Raw genomic sequence first — 15,306 nt, 5'->3', positions numbered from 1 at the left:
GAATGGAGGAAAAGCCCCGATTTGTCGGGGCCTGTTCTGTGGATTGCCGTCTCGCTCAAGAGTTCTATTTTTTTCAGACAGCCTTCGCGCGTGTCACCCGATCCACCAGATAAACCAGCCCGTGGTAGTCGATGCCACCGTGCTGGGTCAGGCCGATTTCGCAGGTGCGGCTGGTGGAAATCCCCTCGCTGCAGTACTGCACGGCGTCCTTGAGCGTACGCAGCGAATGGCTGTTCAGCTCCGGTGTGGTGAAGCCTTTGTCGCCGGCAAATCCGCAGCAATGTATGCCTTCAGGAATCACCACGGTGTTGCTGCATTTGCGCGCCAGATCGATCAGCGCCTGGCTTTCGCCCAAGTGTTGAGTGCTGCAGGTCACGTGCACGGCAATCGGCGCTTCCTGGGGTGTGAAGTCCAGACGATCCAGCAAATGCGTACGGATGAAGCGCACCGGATCGTACAGATCCAGTCGTGTTTCGCCGATGTCCTGAACCAGCCGTAACGTACACGGGCTGGTGTCGCAATAGATCGGATCGAGGCCGCCGCGACTGGCGTGGAGCAGGGCGCTGATCAGTTCCTGGCGCTTGTGCTCGGCCTGTTCGGCGTAGCCTTTGGAGGCGAACGGCTGACCGCAGCAGAGGTTGTCCTGGTTGTCGGGAAAGACTACCTGGTAGCCGGCCTTTTCCAGCAGGCCACGGGTTTTGTCGTACAGCGACATCTGTTCTTTGTCGCCCGCCGCCGGACCCATGACCCGCGACACACAAGCCGCCAGATAAACCACGCGCGGGCGCTCGTCCGAAACGCTCGGGCTGAAGCAAATGGCTTTTTCCGGTTGTGGCATGGCGTTGGTCCACAGCGGCACCTGGCCTTTGGACAAGCGCGTGAGCGTTGCCGACAGCTTCGCCAGACGCGGCGCGCCGAGCATCATCCGCGCGCCGTTGGCGACGTGCAGTGTGAAGCGCGCGCCTTGCAGGGTCTTGGCGAAATTTCCTTCGATCCAGTCAGCGGTTTTCTGGTGCGTGGCGTGTCGGCCACGGAGCTTTTTCACCAGTTCGCCGGTGTTGATGCCTACAGGGCAGCGTTGCGCGCACAGACCGGTCGCGGCGCAGGTGTCGATGCCTTGGTAGTCGTAGGCTTTTTCCAGTTCGGTGGTGTCGACGCCGGCGCGCTTTTTCGCCTGAATGTCGCGCCAGATCACGATGCGCTGACGCGGGCTTAGGGTCAGGCCTTTCGATGGGCAGACCGGTTCGCAGAAACCGCACTCGATGCACTTATCCACAATCTCGTCCGCCGCCGGCAGCGGTTTCAGGTGCTTGAGGTGGATCTGCGGATCTTCGCTGAGCACCACGTCCGGATTGAGAATGCCGTTGGGGTCGAGCAGGCGTTTGAGCTGCCACATCAGTTGATAGGCGTCGCTGCCCCATTCCAGTTCCACGAACGGCGCCATGTTGCGGCCGGTGCCGTGTTCGGCCTTCAGCGAGCCGCCGAATTCCACCGCGACCAGTTGCGCGACGTCGTCCATGAACGCTTGGTAGCGTGCGATTTCTTCCGGGCTGTTGAAGCCTTGGGTGAAGACGAAGTGCAGATTGCCTTCCAGTGCGTGTCCGAAAAGGATCGCTTCGTCGTAGGCATGTTTGTCGAACAGCTCGATCAGGCGATTGACGCCGATGGCCAGTTGTTCGACCGGGAAGGTCACGTCTTCGATGATTACTGTGGTGCCGGTTTTGCGCACGGCGCCGACGGCGGGGAAGGTGTCTTTGCGGATGGCCCAGAGGCGGGCGTTTTCCACCGGGTCTTCGGTGAAGTCGACCTGCTTCTCTACGGGGAAATCGCGCAGGGACGCCATGATTTGCGCCAGTTGTTCCTGCAGCAATGTCGACGAAGCGGCGCGGGATTCGATGAGCAGCGCACAGGCATTTTCCGACAGCAGCTGTACGAAAGCGGGCATGCCTTTTTTGTCCTGCACCGAGCGCAGACTGCGTCGGTCGAGCAACTCCACCGCTGACACCGGTTGGCTTTTCAGCACGGTGACCGCGTTGCAGCAGGTCTCGACATCGGGAAACACGATCAGCGCCGAGGCCTTGTTCGGGTGATCGATGACGGTGTCGTAAGTCACCGCGCTGATAAAGCCGAGGGTGCCTTCGGAGCCGACCAGCAGGTGGCTCAGGATATCCACAGGCTCGTCGAAATCCACCAGGGCGTTGAGCGACAGGCCGGTGGTATTTTTCAGACGGTATTTGTGGCGGATTCTTGCGGCCAGTTCGGCGTTGGCGCGGGTCTCGCGGCCTAATGTCGCCAGTCTTTCGAGCAGGTCGCCGTGGCTGGAGCGAAATGCCGCGACGCTGGCAGGGTCTTCGCTGTCGAGACGCGTGCCGTCGGCCAGCACCAGCCGAATTCCGGCCAGGGTGTGATAGGTATTCTGCGCGGTGCCACAGCACATGCCGCTGGCGTTGTTGGCGACGATGCCGCCGATCTTGCAGGCATTGATCGACGCCGGATCCGGGCCGATCTTGCGTCCGAACGGCGCCAGCCAGGCGTTGGCCTGCGCGCCGATCACGCCCGGTTGCAGGTGGATTTGCGTGCCCTGGCCGCGGATCTCACGGGCGTTCCAGTTATCCCCAAGCACGATCAGCACGGAATCGCTGATCGCCTGCCCGGACAGGCTGGTACCGGCGGCGCGGAAGGTCACCGGCACCTTGTCGCGCTGGGCCAGTTGCAGCAGCGCCACGACTTCGTCTTCGGACTCGACGCGGATCACCAGTTTTGGGATCAGTCGATAGAAACTGGCGTCGGTGCCAAAGGCCAGGGTCGACAGCGGATCGTCGAAGCGCCGCTCTGGCGGAATCAATCGCTCGGCATCACGCAGGAAAGCAGCAGGAAGACTCATTGATCCTCCAGAATCAGCACGACCAGATCTTTCGGGCCATGCGCGCCATACGCCAGCACCTGTTCAATATCGGCGGTTTTCGACGGGCCGGAGACCAGCAGCGCGTTGGTCGGCATGCCTTGCGCCCATTCGAATTCCTCTTGCACCTGATAGAAGTTGTCGCGGATTTCGCTGGCCTTGAGCAGGGCGAAATGCACCGGCGGCACCAGGCTCATCAAGCGCGGTTCTTCACGGGTTGGCCAGAGAATCAGGCTGCCGGTCGCGGCGATCGCACCGAGGGTGCCGGTGAGGCTGGCCGGGGTGTCGTTGAACAGTTCGGCTTTCCACTCTTCCATTGGCCGATCGTAGGACTTCAGTTCTGGCAGCTCGGGATTCTTCGCCCAGTGCTGTGCGATGCGTTGCCCGTGCGGTGTAGTCGGTGCGATCAGCAGGCTCGGCAATTGGCGGTCGCGCAGCAGTTGTGCCAGTAATGCCGGCCACTCGGCGCCCGAGGTCAGGTGGATTTCGGTGTGCACCGCTTCCATCAGTTTGCGCAGTTGCGGGATGCGTTGCTCGGCGCTGTAGGTGTAGGTGTAGGGCTGGGTGACCAGATCGACGTCGAAGTTGTCGGCGATTGGCGTGGTGCCGGTCAGACTTTTCCGCAGCTTGCCGAGGATATTTTGCTTGGCGCTCATCGACGCTCTCCCTGTTTGGCCAGATGCTCGCGGGCCATGTCATGCAGCGAACGCGCGGCCGGTTTTGGCGCGCTGTGGTTTTGCGTCCATGGGCCGACATTGCTCGGCGTAAGGGCGCGCAGGCGCGTGGCGAAAAAAGCGAACAAGCGGTACAGCGTCGGCGAGCTATTGAGTCTGGCCCAGGCGTTCCAGATGAAACGTTCCTTGCGCGAATACTTGCTGCCCTGACCGCGCATCACCTGATTCGGCGCGTCCGGAGCTTTGACGTTTTCCTCACGCAGACGGCGCAGGATCGCCGGGATCGGAATCTTCACCGGGCAGACTTCACCGCAGGCGCCGCACAGTGAGGACGCGCTCGGGTGGTCCGGGACCTTGGCCAGGCCGACCATATGCGGGGTGATGATCTTGCCGATCGGGCCTGGGTAGACCTCGCCATAGGTGTGGCCGCCGACGCGGGTGTACACCGGGCAATGATTCATGCAGGCGCCGCAGCGGATGCAGTTCAGGGTCTGGCGCAATTCACTGTCGGCGAAGGCCTGGCTGCGACCGTTGTCGAGCAGCACCAGATGCACTTCCTGCGGGCCATCGAGTTCGTGTTCCTTGCGCGGGCCGGAGATCATGTTGACGTAGGTGGTGATCGGAATGCCCAGCGCCGAGCGCGTCAGCAGTGACAGCAGCGGCACCACGTCGCGCAGGTTTTCCACGACTTTTTCGATGCCGGTGACGGCGATATGCACCGGCGGCACGGTGGTGGTCATGCGCCCGTTACCTTCGTTTTCCACCAGCAGCAGGGTGCCGGTTTCGGCGACGGCGAAGTTGACGCCGGAGACGCCGATGTCGGCTTCGAAGAATTTCTGCCGCAGGACCCTGCGACCGATCTGAATGAGTTGGTCAACGTCCTTGGTGTATTCCACGCCAAGTTTGTCGTGGAACAAGGACGCGACCTGACCGGCATTCTTGTGGATCGCCGGCATAATGATGTGTGAAGGCTTCTCGTGGTCGAGCTGGACGATGTACTCCCCCATGTCGGACTCCAGACATTCAATGTCCCGAGCCTCGAGGAAATGGTTCATCTCCATCTCTTCGCTGACCATCGATTTGCCCTTGATCACTTGCCGCGCCTCGTGAGCGCGGATGATCGACAAGACGATGCCATTGGCCTCGTCCACCGTTTCCGCCCAGTGCACTGTCACACCGTTGCGGGTCAGGTTCTGTTCCAGTTGCTCGAGCAGGTCGGGCAACTTGGACAGCGCGCGGGCCTTGATCGAATTGCCCAGTGCGCGCAAGTGTTCTCTTTCGTGGGCATCGCTGAAAGCCGCTGCCCGCTTGTTCATCAGTGAATCCATGGCAGTGCGGAAGTTGTTCCGCAGTTGCTGATCACCCAAGGCGTTGTGTGCCCGGGTGCGGAAATCTTCTTCTACGGCGACCGTAGGAATAATCGTTGAGGTGCTCATTGCGCACCTCCGGTTCGCTGCCAGAGGAAGCTCGCCAGATGTTGCCCGCGCAACGCTTCCTGCTGTTTCTCCAGCGCGCCGTTGATGTTCATCAAACAGCCGCAGTCGGCACTCAGTACCTTGTGCGCGCCGGACTCCTTCAGCGCGCGGGTCTTGTCAGCCACCATCGCGCCGGAAATGTCTGGCATACGGACGCTGAAAGTCCCACCGAAGCCACAGCATTCGCTTTCGTGGTCGTGATTGACCCGCTCCACGTTGCTCAACTGCGCCAACAACTCGCGGCCGTGCAGGTGGGTGTTCATTTCGCGGCGTGCCGAACACGAGGTGTGCAGCGCGACTTTCACCGGTTCACCGCTGTCCTTGAGCTGCACCTTGCAGACGAACAGCAGAAACTCGGCCAGTTCATAAGTGCGCGCCGCAAGGGCCTGCACCTGTTTCAACGTTTCCGGCTCGTCCTTGAACAAGTCGGCGTAATGCTCACGCAGCATGCCGGCGCAGGAACCCGACGGCACCACCACCGGATAATCGCCGGCAAACAACGCCAGTTGCGAGCGCGCTACCGTCCGCGCCTGCTCGGTGTAACCCGAGGTGTAGGCCGGTTGGCCGCAGCAGCTCTGGCCTTGCGGATACTCGACCCGGATCCCTTCGCGCTCCAGCAGATGGATCGCGTCCATCCCGGCTTCGGGGTAGAACAGGTCGACCACACACGTGCCGAACAGGTAGACCCGCGACGGTTTCTCGCTGGGGTATTGCCGAGGTTCGGGCAGTGGCGGTGCCACGCGGGTCGCGTTCGGCACGGCGTTGTAAAAAAGCTCGCTCATCAGGCGTGTCTCCGGGTGGGCCCGGTTATCCGTCTGCTGCGGCTGCCGAATATAAAGCGCATTGCTTTCAGCAGCCTTACAGACCCGGTGGTGAATTGCTGACGCCGGATCACGGGCCGGCGTCGGTTATTTCCGTCTTTCTTGTAGGCGTCTTGTAGGTTTAGTGCACCAGCATGCCGGTGAACCAGTAGGCCTGAGCCAGGGTGATCAAACCGACAATCGTTGCAAAGAATAGGCTGTGCTTGAGGGTGAAGCGGAACAGATCCGATTCCTTGCCGACCAGCCCGGTCGCGGCGCAGGCCACGGCGATCGATTGCGGCGAGATCATCTTGCCGGTCACGCCGCCGCTGGTATTGGCCGCCACCAGCAAAGTGTCGTTGACGCCGATCTGGTGTGCGGTGGTCGCTTGCAACGAACTGAACAGCGCGTTCGACGACGTATCCGAACCGGTGAGGAATACGCCCAGCCAACCGAGGAACGGCGAGAAGAACGGGAACGCCGCGCCAGTACCCGCAAGCACCAGGGCCATGGTCGAGGACATGCCGGAGTAGTTGGTGACAAAAGCGAACGCCAGCACCATGCCGATCGACAGGATTGGCCAGCGCAGTTCGTAGAAGGTCTCTTTCAAAGTGGTCAGACCAGTTTTGAAATTGATCTTCAGCACCAGCATCGAAATCAGCGCGGAGAAGAAAATCGCCGTGCCGGTGGCGGAAATCGGGTCGAGTTTGAACACCGCTGGAATGGCGGTCGGGTTGGCCACGATCGGCGCAGTCTTGATCACCAGTTGATCAAGGTGCGGAATCGCGAAGTTGAACACCCAGCTGTACATCGAGCCGCCGGAGGCGAACATGGCTTTGAAAGGCTTCAGCGTCCAGATGGTCACCAGCACAGTGAGGATCAGGAACGGCGACCACGCCTTGAAAATTTCCCCGAGGCTGTAGGGCGAAGCCACGGTGGTGCGCTTCTGGCCGAAACCGCCGACGCTGGCGCTGACCACCGAAGCGGATACGGCGCCAACGATGTGCTGACCGGCGGCGCGACGTGGTTGCCAGACCTTGAGGAACAGGGTCAGGGAAATCAGGCTGGCCAGTGCCGAGGTGATGTCCGGCAGTTCCGGGCCGATGAAGTTGGAAGTGAAGTATTGGGTGATGGCGAAACTCAAGCCTGCCACCAGCGCGGCTGGCCAGGTTTCGCGCACACCGCGCAGGCCGTCCATCATGAACACCAGCCAGAACGGCACGAACAGCGACAGCAGTGGCAGCTGGCGACCGGTCATGGCGCCGATCTTGAAGGCGTCGATGCCAGTGACCTGGCCCGCCACGATGATCGGAATCCCCAGCGCGCCGAACGCTACCGGCGCAGTGTTGGCAATCAGGCACAAGCCGGCGGCGTACAGCGGGTTGAAGCCCAGTCCTACAAGGAGTGCGGCAGTAATAGCTACCGGCGCGCCGAAACCGGCGGCACCTTCCAGAAATGCGCCGAAGCAGAAACCGATCAGCAACACCTGCAAGCGCTGGTCATCGGTGATCGACAGGACCGAGCTGCGGATGACCTCGAACTGACCGCTTTTCACCGTCAGTTTGTAGAGGAACACCGCCGCGACAATGATCCAGGCAATCGGCCACAGGCCATAAGCGAAACCGTAACCAGCGGCGGCGAAGGCCATGTCCACTGGCATCTGGAAGGCGAAAATCGCCACGGCAATCGAAAGCGCGAGGGTGATGCTGCCGGCCACATGGCCTTTGAGGCGGAACACCGCCAGGGCGAGAAAGAAGAACACGATGGGAATGACGGCCGCGAGAGCGGAGACGCCAAGGCTGCCGAGCGGACTGTAGAGCTGTTGCCAGGTTTGCATGGTGGGGTGGCCCCTAATTGTTGTTGGTCAGGCACTGTGAGCGATCTTGGATAATTGGTAAGACCAATTTACAAGCGCTGTTGGCTAGGGTAAAAGCCTTGGTGGCGGTGTGTCAATTTGCCGCTCTGAAACTTTCGTCGAAGATGCGGTGCAGAGCGCAACTGATCCGCTTTGGCGAAGTGCCGTCTGGCAGGTGTCGGCGGCGCGCGGATAGGCCAGAATAGACACCCCGGCGAGCGGTCGGGATCGTGGAGAAATGAGTTATGGGCTTTGATCAGATACGTCAGCGCCGTTTGTCTGACGATATTGTCGAGCGCCTCGAAGGGATGATCCTTGAGGGCACGCTGAAGTCGGGTGAGCGGCTGCCGGCCGAGCGCACGCTGGCCGAACAATTTGGCGTATCACGCCCGTCGTTGCGCGAGGCGATTCAGAAACTGGCAGCCAAAGGCTTGTTGGTCAGTCGCCAGGGCGGCGGCAATTATGTGGTGGAGGGTCTCGGGTCGACGTTCAGCGATCCGCTGTTGCAATTACTTGAAAGCAATCCCGAAGCGCAACGTGATTTGCTCGAATTCCGGCACACCCTGGAGGCATCGTGCGCCTACTACGCCGCATTGCGCGCCACCGATGTCGATCGTGAGCGACTGACCGCTGCGTTCGAAGAGCTGCAGGATTGCTACTCGCGTCACGAAGAAGTCAGCCGGGCGGAAGAGGGCGCGGCGGATGCGAAGTTTCATCTGGCGATTGCCGAAGCCAGCCATAACGCGGTGTTGCTGCATACGATTCGCGGCTTGTTCGATCTGCTCAAGCGCAACGTCGTGACCAACATCGGCGGCATGTACAAACAGCGTACGGAAACCCGCGACATGCTGATCTCGCAGCATCGGGAATTGTATCTGGCGATTATTGAAGGGCGTGCCGAGCAGGCGCGAGAAGTGTCCAGCCGACATATTTTGTATGTGCAGGAAGTGCTCGAAGAGGTGCGTCAGGAGGTGCAGCGCATGGCTCGGGCGGAGCGGCGCAAGGGGACGTGATCAGGTGTGTTTGTGTTGATGCTGAAATAGCTTTCGCGAGCAGGCTCGCTCCCACCTTTGAAATGCATTCCAAGGTGGGAGCGAGCCTGCTCGCGAATTGGCGCTAAAGGAGGAAGATCAGTCTTCCTTGCCCTTGTTGCGCACCGCACGCTGCAATTCACGACCGGCATCGCGCTCGCGCTCGGTATCACGCTTGTCGTATTCCTTCTTGCCCTTGCCCAGAGCGATCTCGCACTTGACCATGTGCTTGCTCCAGTACCAGGACAGGCAGACGCAGGCGTAACCCTTCTGCTGCACGGCGGCGGCGAGCTTGTCCAGCTCGCGGCGGTTGAGCAGCAGTTTGCGCGTGCGCACCGGGTCGGCGATGACGTGAGTGCTTGCGGTCATCAACGGCGTGATGTGGCTGCCGAGCAACCATGCTTCGCCGTCCTTGAGCAGCACATAGCTGTCGACCAGCTGCAACTTGCTCGCCCGCAGACTTTTTACTTCCCAGCCGGCCAGGACCAGACCAGCCTCGAACTTGTGCTCGATGAAGTAATCGTGTCGCGCCTTTTTATTCTGCGCGATGGTCCCTGTTGGGTGTTTCTTCTGTTTAGCCATAGGGGCGGCATTATATGGAGTTGTTCGGCTGTCGGCTACGGTGTTGCTGCGTGCTTGAGCAGGTTGAGTGAATCCCGGACAATGCGGCCTCTTTTTCTAACGCTTGGGCGTGATAAACGATGTCGACAGACAAGGTTTCTGTCCACGGCAGTTGGGCTAGCCGCTGGGTATTCATACTCGCCGCGACCGGTTCGGCCGTGGGACTGGGTAGTATCTGGAAGTTCCCCTACATGGTCGGGGTCTACGGCGGCGGCGCTTTCGTGCTGATGTTTCTGGCGTGCATCGCACTCATCGGCGTGCCGGTCATGCTCGCGGAAACCCTGATCGGCCGGCGTGCCCGGCAAAGTCCGGCGAATGCCCTGAAGGTGCTGGCACTGGAAGCCGGGCACTCGGCGAAATGGTCGTGGGGCGCGTTCGCCGGGATGATCACGGCCCTGCTGATTCTGTCTTTCTACAGTGTGGTCGGTGGTTGGTCGCTGGATTACATCGTCGACATGGGCCGTGGCGATTTCCAAGGCGCGACGGCCGATCAGGTCGGCGCCTATTTCGGCAATGTCATCTCCAATCCATGGCGCCTGACACTTTGGCACACGATTTTCATGCTGCTGTCGGCCTTCGTGATCGCCAAAGGCGTGGTCGCCGGGCTTGAACGCAGCCTGCGGATCATGATGCCGCTGCTGTTCGTGATGATTCTGGTGCTGCTGGGTTACAGCATGACCACCGGGCATTTCATGGAAGGCGTGCATTTCATGTTCGACTTCCACCCGGAAAAAGTCCTCGACGGTCTGCTGCCGGCGATGGGGCACGCATTCTTCTCGCTGAGCGTCGGCGTTGGTTCGATCATGATCTACGGCGCCTACATGCCTAAGAACACCTCGCTGTCGGGCACGGTGGTCGGTGTTGCGCTGTTGGATACTTTCGTATCGCTGGTCGCCGGTCTGGCGCTGTTTCCGATTGTGTTCGCTGCTGGCCTGAACCCAAGCGAAGGCCCGGGACTGATGTTCGTCAGCCTGCCGTTTGCTTTTGGTAACGTCTTTTTCGGCCAGTTGATGGGCGTGGTGTTCTTCGTGCTGGTCGCGGTGGCTGCCTGGAGTTCGGCTATTTCGCTACTCGAACCGATGGTGGCTTACCTGGTTGAACGCACTAAAATCAGCCGCATCTGGGTGACGTTCTGGCTTGCGTTCACCTGCTGGTTCGTTGGTCTGGGCACGGTGTTTTCTTTCAATATCTGGAAGGAAGCCAAGTTTTTCGTGAACGAAGGCGGGGCGTTCAGCCTCTATCAATGGGGTGCGCAGAGCGGTCTCGACTTCTTCGGCGTGATCGATTTCTTCACCTCGCGGATCATGTTGCCCCTCGGTGGCTTGTGTTTCGTGCTGTTCGCGGGATGGGTGATGGGGCGTGAAGCGGTGCGGGATGAATTGTCCATCCGTAACCCGGTTCTGTTTGCTCTGTCCCTGTTCTTGATGCGCTACGTGGCGCCTATCGGCATTCTTGTAGTCTTTGCCGCTCAGCTCTGGAAGTAACGCTTACATGACGACACATATCCAACGATCCGCGCTCCTGCCGTACCCGGCGCAGTTTCTCTACGACCTGGTCAACGACGTCGCGCGGTACCCGGAGTTTCTGCCGTGGTGCTCGGAGGCTGAAGTGCTGGAAAGCTCCCCAGAACACATGCGCGCCAGTGTCGGCGTAGCGAAGGGCGGCCTCAGTCAGCATTTCGTCACGCGCAATACGCTGGTTCCGGGGCAGTCGATCGAGATGAATCTCGAAGAAGGCCCGTTCACTCAGTTGCACGGCATCTGGGTATTCAAGGCGCTGAACGAAAAGGCCTGCAAGATCAGTCTGGATCTGTCGTTCGATTATGCCGGGCCGCTGGTGCGCGCGACTCTGGGGCCATTGTTCAATCAGGCGGCCAATCAGTTGGTGGATGCTTTCTGCCAGCGCGCCAAGCAGATGCATGGTTAAGCCGGTGATCGAGATAGAAGTCGTGTACGCGGCGGTTGATCGGCAGGTTCTGCGTGCGATCAGCGTCGCTGAAGGCGTTAGCGTTCGGGCGGCGGTGCACGAATCGGGCATTGCAGCCGAGTTTCCTGAGCTGGATCTGGCGGAGTGCCTGCTGGGGGTTTTTGGCAAGGTCGTGGCTGATGCGGATTCTCGTGCTGTGCAGGCGGGCGATCGCATCGAAATTTACCGACCGCTGCTGGCTGACCCCAAGGAAGTTCGACGGTTGCGCGCGGCCAAGGCTGCCGAAGCCAAAGCTCGCAATTCTTGATCAGACCAAACGGCAGGCAATAAAAAACCCGGAATGTCCGGGTTTTTTATTGCCTCGCCTATTACTGCGGCGAGGTGTCCAGCGGCTCTGGTGTCGGAACCGGTACGGTTTCCACGCCATCGACGTCCTTCTGGATCTGATCCAGCAAGGAGCCTGGTTTGGCTGGTTTTTCAGCTTCTGGCTTGTCGGTGTTTTCAGCCGGCGCGGTCACGGTAGTACCGCTGTCCTTGCCGAGAATGGCTTCGTCACGGCTCACGCCGGGCATGAAGTCACCGGACAGGCTGACAAGCTGGTCGTTGGAATTGAAGATAACGCTGATTCGTTCCTGCTGGCGTTCACCGCCACCCGGTTGCAGGCTGTACAGATAATCCCAGCGATCGGCATGGAACGTGTCGGCAAGCAGAGGGTTGCCCATGATAAACCGTACTTGCGGCCGGGTCATTCCCGGGCGTAACTGGTCTATCATGTCCTGCGTGACGACATTGCCCTGCTGGATGTCGATTTTGTAAACCCCGGGGAATGAACAACCGGCGAGTGCGAGCAGTCCCACAAAGGTGAAACTGGTTAGCAAGAGCTTGGTGTTTTGCATCGGTGGGCGACTTCCACTATCTTGGCTGGGACAACGTAAACGCCGATCATACCCGCATTAAGAGAAGCTGCGAAGCAGCATCGCGAGAAAGCTGACCATGGTTGAAAATAGCGAACTACGCAAAGCCGGCCTCAAAGTGACCCTGCCACGGGTCAAGATCCTGCAAATGCTCGACTCTACCGAGCAGCGTCACATGAGTGCCGAGGACGTCTACAAGGCGTTGATGGAAGCTGGTGAGGACGTCGGTCTGGCCACGGTTTACCGTGTTCTGACCCAGTTCGAAGCGGCCGGCCTCGTGGTCCGCCACAACTTCGACGGCGGCCACGCGGTCTTCGAACTGGCTGACGGTGGCCACCACGACCATATGGTCAACGTGGAATCGGGTGAAGTGATCGAATTCTTCGACGAAGAAATCGAAAAGCTTCAGAAATCGATCGTCGAGAAGCATGGCTTCGAGATGGTTGATCACAACCTGGTGCTGTACGTACGCAAGAAAAAGTAAGCATGTCGCGCGAATTTCACATTCGCGAAACGAACGAAGGCGACCCAAGGGTCGCCTTCGTGCTTTCTACTATTTGTTATGCCTTGGCGGTCACCACCATTTTTTTCGCGTGAGCCAGGGATTCCTTGGTCAGATCGATGCCGCCGAGCATGCGCGCGACTTCTTCGATTCGCTCGTTCTTCGTGAGCTTCGCGACAGCGGTGTGAGTCGCCTTCTCGTCGCGGACCTTGTGCACGAACAGGTGTTGATGCCCTTGCGCTGCCACTTGCGGCAAGTGCGTCACGGTCAGGACCTGGCCGCGATCACCGAGACGGCGCAGTAACTGGCCGACAATCTCGGCAGTCGGCCCGCCAATGCCTACGTCCACTTCGTCGAATACCAGCGTCGGCACGCGGGAGGTCTGTGCGGTAATGACCTGAATCGCCAGACTGATCCGCGACAGCTCACCACCGGAGGCAACTTTTGCCAGCGCCTTGAGCGGTTGGCCGGGGTTGGCGCTGACCAGCAGTTCGACCTGTTCCAGACCATTCGGCAGCAACTCGTCGCTGCTGTTGGCTTTCAGTTCGATGGTGAAGCGGCCGCCAGGCATGCCCAGGCGCTGGATTTCCTGCTCCACTGCACTGGCGAGGCTGCCGGCGGCTTGATGACGAAGGTCGCTCAGCTCGCGCGCTTTCTCCTGATAGTGGCGGGCATAGGACGCCAGTTCTTCACCCAGGCGCTCGATGGATTCATCGTTGGCGTTGAGGGTTTCGATTTCATCGAGCAGCTTCTGCTGCATCTCACCGACTTCGGTCGGCTGAATCCGGTGTTTGCGCGCCAAGGTGTAGATCGCGTCGAGGCGCTCTTCGAGGTATTGCAGGCGAGCCGGGTCGGCATCGAAGTTATCGAGGAAGCGGTTGAGCTCACCAACCGCTTCTTCCACCTGGATCTGTGCGCTGGTCAGTAGGCTGCTGGCTTCACCCAGCGCGCCCACCGAGCTGTTCACACTGGACAGACGATTGAGGCTGGCGGTCAGCGCATTCAGGACATTCCCGGAGTCGCTTTCGCTGCACTGCTCGACCACTTGCCGGCAAATGCCCAGCAAGGTTTCGGCGTTGGTCAGGTTCTTGTGTTCCTGCTCCAGTTGCTCCAGTTCATTTTCGCCGAGGCCGAGGTTTTCCAGCTCTTCGAGTTGATAGCTGAGCAGTTGATGACGTGCGCGCTGTTCGTCGCCGGAGTTGGACAGCCGCTCCAGTTCCTGACGAGTCTGGCGCCAGCGCTGTGCGGCCAGTTGCACCTGACGCGCCAGATCGGTGGCACCGGCGTACTCGTCGAGCAGGCGGCGATGGGTATCGGTTTTCAGCAGCGATTGATGTTCGTGCTGGCTGTGGATATCGATCAGCAGCTCGCCGAGGGCTTTAAGGTCGCCAAGCGGGCAGGGTGTGCCGTTGATATAGCCGCGAGAACGACCTTCCGAGGTGATGACCCGGCGCAGGATGCACGGCCCGTCGTTTTCCAGATCGCGCTCGGCCAGCCAGGCGCTGGCTTCGGGGATATCAGCAAGATCGAAGGTGGCAAGAATGTCGGCTTTATCAGCGCCTGGGCGAACCACGCCGCTGTCGGCGCGATCGCCCAGGGTCAGGCCCAGGGCGTCGAGCATGATCGACTTGCCGGCGCCGGTTTCCCCTGTGATCACGCTCATCCCGCGATCAAGTTCGAGATCGAGATGTTCGACGATGGCGTAGTTGTGTACGGACAGGTGCACCAGCATAAAGGCAGCTCCCAGGCTTGAGGTCTGGTTATTTATACAGTGTTTTGTTCAGGCCTGACAATGCCCGCCCTTAGCTCGATTTGCTTGATCAGAGAGTTTTCTTAGCGCATTCAAGAATGAGTATTCAGCACTTTTTTGTAGGGACAATTGTTTTCAGCCCTTGAAGCCTGATTTTGCGGCCCCATATATCGGGGCAGAAGCGCGAGTCAGGCTCGCGGACGAAATTGAAAGGAGAATTCTATGGCTGACGAACAGACAGTAGATACGCAAAACCCAGATGCCAATCAGGCGCCCGAAGGTTCGGGTGACGACCTGGCGACCCGTGTGCAAGTGCTCGAAGAGCAATTGGCCGCCGCGCAGGATCAGTCTCTGCGTGTTGCTGCCGATCTGCAGAACGTTCGCCGCCGTGCCGAGCAGGACGTCGAGAAGGCGCACAAGTTTGCCCTTGAGAAATTTGCCAGCGACCTGCTGCCGATCGTCGACAGCCTGGAGCGCGGCCTTGAGCTGTCGAGCCCGGACGACGAAAGCATCCGTCCGATGCGCGAAGGCATCGAGCTGACCCTGAAAATGTTCCACGACACCCTCAAGCGCTACCAGCTTGAAGCGATCGATCCGCATGGCGAACCGTTCAACGCCGTTCACCATCAGGCGATGGCCATGCAGGAAAGTGCTGACGTCGAGCCGAACAGCGTATTGAAGGTTTTCCAGAAGGGCTACCAGCTCAATGGTCGCCTGCTGCGCCCGGCGATGGTCGTGGTCAGCAAGGCGCCGGCACCGGTTTCGCCTTCGATTGACGAGCAGGCTTGAAATTAGCCGCAAGGCCCCCATTTAGAAGTCAAGCGTTTAAGTGCTACCGCAGTCAGCCACCACTGCT

Annotated in this window: 14 protein-coding genes; 6 read left to right on the top strand and 8 right to left on the bottom strand. The window is 59.9% G+C overall.

Going from position 1 to position 15,306, the window contains the following annotated elements; translation table 11 throughout:
• Positions 1-73 precede the first annotated feature (73 nt).
• The 5 genes from AB4N47_RS19395 to AB4N47_RS19375 all read right to left on the bottom strand — a co-directional run bounded on the left by AB4N47_RS19395 (position 74) and on the right by AB4N47_RS19375 (position 7,688).
• Positions 74-2,884, bottom strand: a complete 2,811-nt coding sequence (locus AB4N47_RS19395; protein ID WP_460154305.1) for an FAD-binding and (Fe-S)-binding domain-containing protein — start codon at positions 2,882-2,884, stop codon at positions 74-76.
• Positions 2,881-3,558: a LutC/YkgG family protein gene (locus tag AB4N47_RS19390; RefSeq protein ID WP_341639052.1), complete on the bottom strand. Its 678-nt coding sequence runs from the start codon at positions 3,556-3,558 to the stop codon at positions 2,881-2,883. Before AB4N47_RS19390 ends, AB4N47_RS19395 begins: the two co-directional genes overlap by 4 nt.
• Positions 3,555-5,012, bottom strand: a complete 1,458-nt coding sequence (locus AB4N47_RS19385) for a LutB/LldF family L-lactate oxidation iron-sulfur protein (protein ID WP_341639053.1) — start codon at positions 5,010-5,012, stop codon at positions 3,555-3,557. Before AB4N47_RS19385 ends, AB4N47_RS19390 begins: the two co-directional genes overlap by 4 nt.
• A complete protein-coding gene (locus tag AB4N47_RS19380; protein ID WP_041477925.1) occupies positions 5,009-5,833 on the bottom strand; it encodes a (Fe-S)-binding protein in 825 nt (274 codons plus the stop codon). Before AB4N47_RS19380 ends, AB4N47_RS19385 begins: the two co-directional genes overlap by 4 nt.
• Positions 5,834-5,993: 160 nt before the next feature.
• Complete coding sequence (locus AB4N47_RS19375) at positions 5,994-7,688, bottom strand: lactate permease LctP family transporter (RefSeq protein WP_341639054.1); 1,695 nt, start codon at positions 7,686-7,688, stop codon at positions 5,994-5,996.
• A gap of 263 nt (positions 7,689-7,951) precedes the next feature.
• On the opposite strand from AB4N47_RS19375, the gene AB4N47_RS19370 reads away from it, so the two are divergent.
• Positions 7,952-8,719, top strand: coding sequence for an FCD domain-containing protein (locus AB4N47_RS19370; protein ID WP_341639055.1), 768 nt, complete (start codon positions 7,952-7,954; stop codon positions 8,717-8,719).
• 117 nt (positions 8,720-8,836) lie between these two features.
• On the opposite strand, the gene smpB is transcribed toward AB4N47_RS19370, so the two are convergent.
• Positions 8,837-9,319 carry an SsrA-binding protein SmpB gene (smpB, locus tag AB4N47_RS19365; RefSeq protein ID WP_007953781.1) on the bottom strand — a complete coding sequence of 161 codons (483 nt, stop codon included), beginning with the start codon at positions 9,317-9,319 and terminating at the stop codon, positions 8,837-8,839.
• Positions 9,320-9,438: 119 nt separating this feature from the next.
• On the opposite strand from smpB, the gene AB4N47_RS19360 reads away from it, so the two are divergent.
• From AB4N47_RS19360 to AB4N47_RS19350, 3 genes are read left to right on the top strand one after another with little or no spacing between them, the layout of a single operon-like run.
• Positions 9,439-10,842: a sodium-dependent transporter gene (locus AB4N47_RS19360; RefSeq protein ID WP_016771774.1), complete on the top strand. Its 1,404-nt coding sequence runs from the start codon at positions 9,439-9,441 to the stop codon at positions 10,840-10,842.
• A gap of 7 nt (positions 10,843-10,849) precedes the next feature.
• Entirely contained in the window at positions 10,850-11,284 is a 435-nt protein-coding gene (locus AB4N47_RS19355; RefSeq protein ID WP_016771773.1) for a type II toxin-antitoxin system RatA family toxin, read from the top strand.
• The gene (locus tag AB4N47_RS19350) at positions 11,277-11,591 is read left to right on the top strand and encodes an RnfH family protein (protein ID WP_341639056.1); all 315 of its coding nucleotides are present in this window, start codon (positions 11,277-11,279) and stop codon (positions 11,589-11,591) included. Before AB4N47_RS19355 ends, AB4N47_RS19350 begins: the two co-directional genes overlap by 8 nt.
• A gap of 61 nt (positions 11,592-11,652) precedes the next feature.
• Here AB4N47_RS19350 and AB4N47_RS19345 read toward each other — a convergent pair whose 3' ends face one another.
• Positions 11,653-12,180 carry an outer membrane protein assembly factor BamE gene (locus tag AB4N47_RS19345; RefSeq protein WP_110603496.1) on the bottom strand — a complete coding sequence of 176 codons (528 nt, stop codon included), beginning with the start codon at positions 12,178-12,180 and terminating at the stop codon, positions 11,653-11,655.
• Between the two features lie 97 nt (positions 12,181-12,277).
• Here AB4N47_RS19345 and fur point away from each other — a divergent pair, with 97 nt between their 5' ends.
• Positions 12,278-12,682, top strand: a complete 405-nt coding sequence (gene fur / locus AB4N47_RS19340) for a ferric iron uptake transcriptional regulator (RefSeq protein WP_016771770.1) — start codon at positions 12,278-12,280, stop codon at positions 12,680-12,682.
• A 76-nt stretch (positions 12,683-12,758) separates the two neighbouring features.
• On the opposite strand, the gene recN is transcribed toward fur, so the two are convergent.
• The gene (recN, locus tag AB4N47_RS19335; RefSeq protein ID WP_016771769.1) at positions 12,759-14,432 is read right to left on the bottom strand and encodes a DNA repair protein RecN; all 1,674 of its coding nucleotides are present in this window, start codon (positions 14,430-14,432) and stop codon (positions 12,759-12,761) included.
• Between the two features lie 240 nt (positions 14,433-14,672).
• On the opposite strand from recN, the gene grpE reads away from it, so the two are divergent.
• A complete protein-coding gene (grpE, locus tag AB4N47_RS19330; protein ID WP_039759570.1) occupies positions 14,673-15,239 on the top strand; it encodes a nucleotide exchange factor GrpE in 567 nt (188 codons plus the stop codon).
• Positions 15,240-15,306: the final 67 nt, after the last annotated feature.

It is taken from the genome of Pseudomonas sp. S3_G06 (assembly GCF_054667565.1).
Note: the sequence above shows the minus strand (reverse complement) of the source record. Positions and strands in the feature narration are given on the sequence as shown.

What these genes read in the sequence shown, in the direction of transcription:
- AB4N47_RS19345 (WP_110603496.1), bottom strand. Translation starts at nt 12,180, where the DNA reads ATGCAAAACACCAAGCTCTTGCTAACCAGTTTCACCTTTGTGGGACTG.
- AB4N47_RS19380 (WP_041477925.1), bottom strand. Translation starts at nt 5,833, where the DNA reads ATGAGCGAGCTTTTTTACAACGCCGTGCCGAACGCGACCCGCGTGGCA.
- AB4N47_RS19360 (WP_016771774.1), top strand. Translation starts at nt 9,439, where the DNA reads ATGTCGACAGACAAGGTTTCTGTCCACGGCAGTTGGGCTAGCCGCTGG.
- fur (WP_016771770.1), top strand. Translation starts at nt 12,278, where the DNA reads ATGGTTGAAAATAGCGAACTACGCAAAGCCGGCCTCAAAGTGACCCTG.
- AB4N47_RS19375 (WP_341639054.1), bottom strand. Translation starts at nt 7,688, where the DNA reads ATGCAAACCTGGCAACAGCTCTACAGTCCGCTCGGCAGCCTTGGCGTC.
- grpE (WP_039759570.1), top strand. Translation starts at nt 14,673, where the DNA reads ATGGCTGACGAACAGACAGTAGATACGCAAAACCCAGATGCCAATCAG.
- AB4N47_RS19395 (WP_460154305.1), bottom strand. Translation starts at nt 2,884, where the DNA reads ATGAGTCTTCCTGCTGCTTTCCTGCGTGATGCCGAGCGATTGATTCCG.
- smpB (WP_007953781.1), bottom strand. Translation starts at nt 9,319, where the DNA reads ATGGCTAAACAGAAGAAACACCCAACAGGGACCATCGCGCAGAATAAA.
- AB4N47_RS19350 (WP_341639056.1), top strand. Translation starts at nt 11,277, where the DNA reads ATGGTTAAGCCGGTGATCGAGATAGAAGTCGTGTACGCGGCGGTTGAT.
- AB4N47_RS19385 (WP_341639053.1), bottom strand. Translation starts at nt 5,012, where the DNA reads ATGAGCACCTCAACGATTATTCCTACGGTCGCCGTAGAAGAAGATTTC.
- AB4N47_RS19370 (WP_341639055.1), top strand. Translation starts at nt 7,952, where the DNA reads ATGGGCTTTGATCAGATACGTCAGCGCCGTTTGTCTGACGATATTGTC.
- AB4N47_RS19390 (WP_341639052.1), bottom strand. Translation starts at nt 3,558, where the DNA reads ATGAGCGCCAAGCAAAATATCCTCGGCAAGCTGCGGAAAAGTCTGACC.
- AB4N47_RS19355 (WP_016771773.1), top strand. Translation starts at nt 10,850, where the DNA reads ATGACGACACATATCCAACGATCCGCGCTCCTGCCGTACCCGGCGCAG.
- recN (WP_016771769.1), bottom strand. Translation starts at nt 14,432, where the DNA reads ATGCTGGTGCACCTGTCCGTACACAACTACGCCATCGTCGAACATCTC.